Annotated in this window: 1 protein-coding gene; it reads right to left on the bottom strand. The window is 39.0% G+C overall.

What is annotated here, in order from left to right; all coding sequences use genetic code 11:
* On the bottom strand, nucleotides 1-6,230 hold a 6,230-nt coding region (locus BM043_RS16295), incomplete at both ends, for a CARDB domain-containing protein (protein ID WP_177188505.1).

Genomic DNA, 6,230 nt, shown 5'->3' with positions numbered 1-6,230 from the left:
GACTTCGATGTTTGCAGGCATATTGGTGATGGTTGGGATTTCAGAGTCGTTGACTTTAACCGTGAAGCTCGCGGTCTCGGTATTGTTGTGCTTGTCTGTAGCCGTGTAGGTCACTGTCGTGGTGCCAACCGGGAAGACCGCACCTGAGGCAAAGTCTGATGTGAAGCTTTCAATTTCACAGTTGTCCGCCGCTGACGGCTCTGTCCAGGTCACCACTGCTCCGCAAACACCCGCATCATTGCTGACTTCGATGTTTGCAGGCATATTGGTGATGGTTGGAAGTACTTCATCCACCACTACAACAGTGAATGGTTTTACAGAAACATTACCATTGGTATCCTCTACTTTGAAATCAACGGAAATAGTCTGGCCAACATCGGTACAGTTAAAATCTAGTGTTGCTAAGCCATCATTAAAGAATTTGGATTTGATTCCACAGTTGTCAAAGGATTCATCGTTTATTTCCTGAATAGAAAGAGAACCAAGACCATTTCCGTCCAAGAACACAGAAACTTCTGTCGGAATTACTACAATTGGATACTGGAAGTCTCCTACGATGATCTCTACCTGTTCGGTCAATGTAATGGAATTGGAATCAGTTACCCGAACCTCATAAATTCCAGCAGATAAGTTGCTAATGATTGTACCTGATTCGGACAATAATTCACCATTTTTATACCATTCTATAGTGTATGGAGGCAGCCCTGCAAAAATATCCACTTCAAGTCTGCCATCAGCCGCTTCAAAACAGGATTCATTTGTTTTATTTAGCTTAATTCGAAAATTCTCCGTGAATTCAGCAATCACTGTTTTATTCCCATCGATCGTCAATTCATATGGGTTTTGGTTTCCTGAAATATCACCAGACCATTGAGAGAACCTCCATCCTTCGGCTGAAACAGCGTTAAGGGAAACGGTCGACCCTAAATTGAATTTATCATCATCTGGATTTTTGATGACAGTTCCTTCTCCTACCACACTTGTTTGAACTGTAAAAAACTCTTCCTGATTATTGCAATAGGAAAGGGAAATCGTGTTATCCAATTCATCATATTCGAAAGGAGAAGCATTCGCTATCTTAGCAAATAATTCATAAGAGTTGCTCAACACCTGGAATTCAAGATCAATAGACAAGGACCCTTTGGCTTTAACCAGAATAAATTCTGTTTTTATATCCAATAGATCTTCTCCAATTTTGTGATAGAATGAAACTTCAGCCTCAACATCTACATCTCCTTCATTGACTATATTAAATGTTGCAGTGTTTGCAGTGTTATTTTCTGGACAGTCATTTAAAAGTTCTGCCGAGCTAAACGTTAGGTTAGGAGCGTCGCCGACATAGATTTGTCTTTCAGCAAAATTATTTCTTGTATTGCCATCATCCTGTTCATTATCTACATCAATATATGCTTTAAGAGTTTTGAATCCACCAATACTGCTGCTATAGGCATCTGTGATAGCCACAGTACTACTAAGGCCTGCATCTAACCCTTCTACTTGTACATCTTCTCCCAAGGGCACATCGTCAACAGTCAATCTGACTTTAAACGGTCCGGCAGGCACCGATCCGATATTATCAAATGATACGAATACATTGATAGGTTCATCGATATCAGGATTTAAACGTGTTGGGCTTATATATTTGGGGAGCACAATTAGGTCTGGCCCGGGATTTTCTATTGTAATCAGGTTACTGTACTCGTTATTATCATCATTACATTCAATAAATTCATTATCCGGGTCGACCACCACTTTTAATCTAAATGTTCCTGCTTCCGTGAATATGTAAGGAATCTTCAAATACTTTCCTCTTCCCGTGAAGGAAGTAGGTACCTCATCCATGGTTGTTTCAGAAATCAAGACCTCATCGAGATAGAAATGTACTTTAACATTTGAAGGAACAAATAATCCTCTGTTACCAATATAAGCAGTCAAATATTGCTGTGTGAAAACTTGGAAACCCCCATCCCAAACACTGTAATTGTAAAATATATTTGGATCTCTACTTGGAACAAGATCAACACAGAGAGGGATTTGGACCGAATTATTTGATTCCCGCTGTTCTTCGATGGTATTTTCAACATCTAGTTCAAATAGAACATAATCATTGCCATAGCTAGCTATGCTAGTGGTTATTATTGATTGATCTGATCCAAATCTTTCAAGAGGTGTTATCCCGTTTACTTCTTCCGACCGAATTACACTAGTTTCGGAAATTGTAAATCTGTTTAAATAAGATCCTTGAACTGATGTTTCTCCCTGATTGAGGTAATCCGCAATTATATTAAAGTCTTCTCCAGGAAGCGGCATTTTTGGTGATACTGAAAGCCTGTAATCGTCAGTTCTTAAATCTGGCTTTTGTTGTTTCAACCTAATAGTTCTGGATATAGAATTATTATTTTCACTGTATTCCTGTACATTTCCGCTACCGATTGGTTCGTCAAGCGCTATCAAAACCTCATGATCTTCACCGTCCGTAAACGACAACTTTAAATTTGAAATTGCAACATTCCCACAGACCTCCAAGCTGTTGATTATTGTATCCTTGAAAACTTGACCATCTACATAGACCTTAACGTTAAATGGATCATTTATATCAACTCCTCCTTGATTGCTTGCCCCAACATTGAAAGTAATACCATCTTCAAGGGTATAATAGAAAGTTCGATCGAATGAATCATAATTTGACGTAGTAAAATATGGAGTAAGATCAGGCAAATCAGCCAAAACATTTACAGAAAGATTTGATTTATTATTATTTTCAACATTTTCTACAACGCTATTTAATGCATCAGCAAAAGCTTCAAATTTGCATTGTTCAATAGAATTACATGTGTTTATTACAGTTGATAGGCTAGAAAATGGATACTCAATAGTTTCTCCTGGCTGAATAGACTCGACAAACTGAGAAACGTCTAATCCTTGACAATTGGAGTATTTAAAAATAAACTCAGAAGAGGTTGCATCACCGGCATTCAACAGTTTAAATACACCTGTTATTGTTTCACCTTTAAGGAAATACGTTCGCCCTTCCGGATAATTGATTGAAATACTTGTTCGTAAATCTGGATATAAGATTGGCTCATCTGGTTCAATCACAGTAAATCCACTTCCTCCGCCTTCAGAATCCCCGAGTTCGAAGGTTGCTGTAAATCTTCCCTCGTCGGCGATTCCGGTTATCCAGAATTCCCCAAGAGTATCTGGCGTTTTAAATCCAAAAGAGAATACACCCTTATTGTTAGTATAGGTTGTAAAAGTGCGACCATCACTGAGTGTAATATCTACTTTGGCTCCTGAAACTGCGGTATTAACCACATCTGTCCCCAGGAATTTGACCGAGCCTGTTAGATACATAGTCTCCCCTAATTTGTAGGTATCTTTATTTAAGGCGGCAGTAACAGCTATTCCTTCTGGAAGAGAATATCCCCTTATTGCAAAATTATTCAGACGATTTTCTTCTTCGAGTACTTCCTCTTCATCGATAAAAATTTTAATCTCGTGTCTGTCAGGATAATCAAAGCTATAATCAAAATCAACAGTTTCAATGCTTCTCGCTTCCACACCATTGACAGGGATAGTGGTCACTAAGTCTAAATTATGATAGATATTAACATTAAAATTACCGGCTGGAAAATCCGAATTATTATTAAGTCTGCCTGTGATGGTAAATACTTCTCCAATCCCTGGTTTATCCTTGCTAAAGAGAATATCATCAGCAAAAATACTCATATCCAATACCCGCTTGGATACGAGGGGAACTCCTTCTTCATTTATGGTTTCTTCGTAACACCCGTTGGTATTCAAAGCTACTATCTGGGAACTCCATGTGGCATCAGCAGAAAGTCCGGTAATGGAGGCTTCAAAAGCTTTCCCATTCGTAACATCCTGATCCGAAGGATCTACCTCAGTCATCGTAAGTTCATAAGTATTCAAAAAACTACTCAAAATGACTTTTGGAAAGCCATCTGCAGGGAAGTAGCCCAATGCATCCTTATAGTTTACTTTGAAAGTAAAAGTTGAATCAATTGTTCCAACTTCAGGATAAACATAGCTACTAGTGTAATTTTCGGTGCCTAAAAATCCCAATTCTATAGTATCAATCACTGTTATTGTCACGGATTGCTCCTCGGCACAACCATTCGCATCAGTGATTATTACAGAATAAGTTGTGGTTTCATTTGGACTTACCTCATTGGACGGATTGATGGCACCATTACTCCAAGAATAAGTAACTCCCCCTGTAGCCTCAAGTAAAATGGATTCCCCCTTGCAAATAGTAGCATCGGTTGAAATAGTAGTGGTCATTTCCGGAAAATTCTCGACTGACAGGGCAAGACTGTCATTATTCAAGTCAATGTCTTCCTCTACTATAGTATATGCTTTCAACTCGTAGATTCCATCAACTGATAAATCCACTTTTGCTTGAAAGCTATAGGTCAATTTGCCATTTCCCGCAATGGTATTGGATCCAGTTATATTTTCAATGATCGGTTCACCATCGTTTAAAGTATAGGCTACTTGGAATTCATCTGTAGGAAAATCACTGTAATTACTAATCTCTACAGTAACAGTTTCCTGAGTAGATAATTCACAACTAGAAACAGGAGAAATAATTTGAGAAACTCCGAGATCTACAATAGTTTTTGATGATTGCGTAGAGGTATAAGCGGGAGAAAGGTAAAGTTCTCCATCTAATGACAAGGAGTATTCAAAAAATGCGAAATAATAGGTCACCGCGGGGTCAAGACCTTGCAAGGTAAAATTCTCTCCAAAATCATTATAAACCACATAATTGCCAGAGCCGATTTGATTGCCTTGTCCAAAAGTATTGTTAGCAATGTAGGGTGTAAAATCTGCCGGTCCTGCATTAACGGGACTTCCTGCTTTGGCTAAGACCAAGCGCCGGCTTCCATCACCTTTAACGAAGTTAACATCAAAAGAATTAAGATCAATATTGGAGTAACTGGCATTGGAAACTTGCACAGTAGGTCTTTCACCAAATGTTTCCAAAGCAAACTGATATCCAGGTCTAAGGTATAATTTGGCACTGTTTCCATTATACTCGAAAAGGGCAAAATAGTAATTGGTGCCGGGCTCAAGATTGGTAATATTGACATTATTTCCGGTACCGACATATAATCCATAATTGCCTGTTCCTATTTGACTCCAACTAGTTCCAAAGGTGGCAGACGTGCTGTAAGTAGTTAAGTCTTGAGGCTCAACATTTACTGGGCCATCTTTGCGCCCTATAAGAATTCTTTGAGCACCATCACCTTTAGTCCAAGATATATTAATAGAGGTGTTACTTCTACTACTGGTAAATGCATTGCTTGATTGTTTGGTTGGGTAATCTAATGTTGCTCTACTTCCGGCTAAATAAGGGTCGGTTAGGTAAAAAGTATTTGTTCCATCTCCATTGTATTCATATACTGCCAAATGATAAGTCGTTCCTGGTTTTAATCCATATAGCCAGCTTTGATTTGACGTTCCATTGTAAACCACAAATTCATCTGTAGCGATCTGGGTTCCAGAACCAAAAGTGGTGCTGTGTGTATAGGAAAGCCCGTCCTCTGGAATTGCTGTTACAGGACTTCCCTCTTTTGCAATGACAATACGTCTTGCCCCATTTCCAACATTGAAAAAATAGTAAAATCGATTACCATCAATATTACTATAATTGAGACTATTGGCCGCAGCAGTAGGAGTGGAAGCCGTTTTCTGACTAGCTTTTGATCCAGGTCGTAAATATTGTTTTGCAACATTTCCAGAATATTCAAAAATGGCGAAATGATAGGTCCGATTAGGATCCAAACCGGTGATAGCAGAACTAGTTCCATTACCCATAAAAAGGACTTTATGTTCCGAAGTTCCTATGTCATAAGCAGTGGAGGTACTTCCAAAAACACCAGCCCAAGCGTTGTAATTCACAAAATCCTGTGGTTCCACTTCCACAGGATTGTCTGCTCTGGCAACCAATATTCGTCCATTACCATTTCCACCAACCCAATTGACTCTCATTCCAGAGCCTGTAATATTATCAAAAGTAAGTGAGCCAGATTGTACTGTAGGTGGGAAAAGCGTTGCTCTACTACCTGCCAAATAAGGGTCTGTTAGGTAAAAAGTTTCTGTACCATCTCCATTGTATTCATACACTGCTAGGTGATAAGTGGTTCCAGGCTTTAGACCATAAAGCCAGCTTGAGGTTGATGTGCCATCATTAACGACAAATT

The organism is Algoriphagus hitonicola, from assembly GCF_900113375.1.
In the GTDB taxonomy this organism is placed as follows: Bacteria; Bacteroidota; Bacteroidia; order Cytophagales; family Cyclobacteriaceae; genus Algoriphagus; species Algoriphagus hitonicola.
Note: the sequence above shows the minus strand (reverse complement) of the source record. Positions and strands in the feature narration are given on the sequence as shown.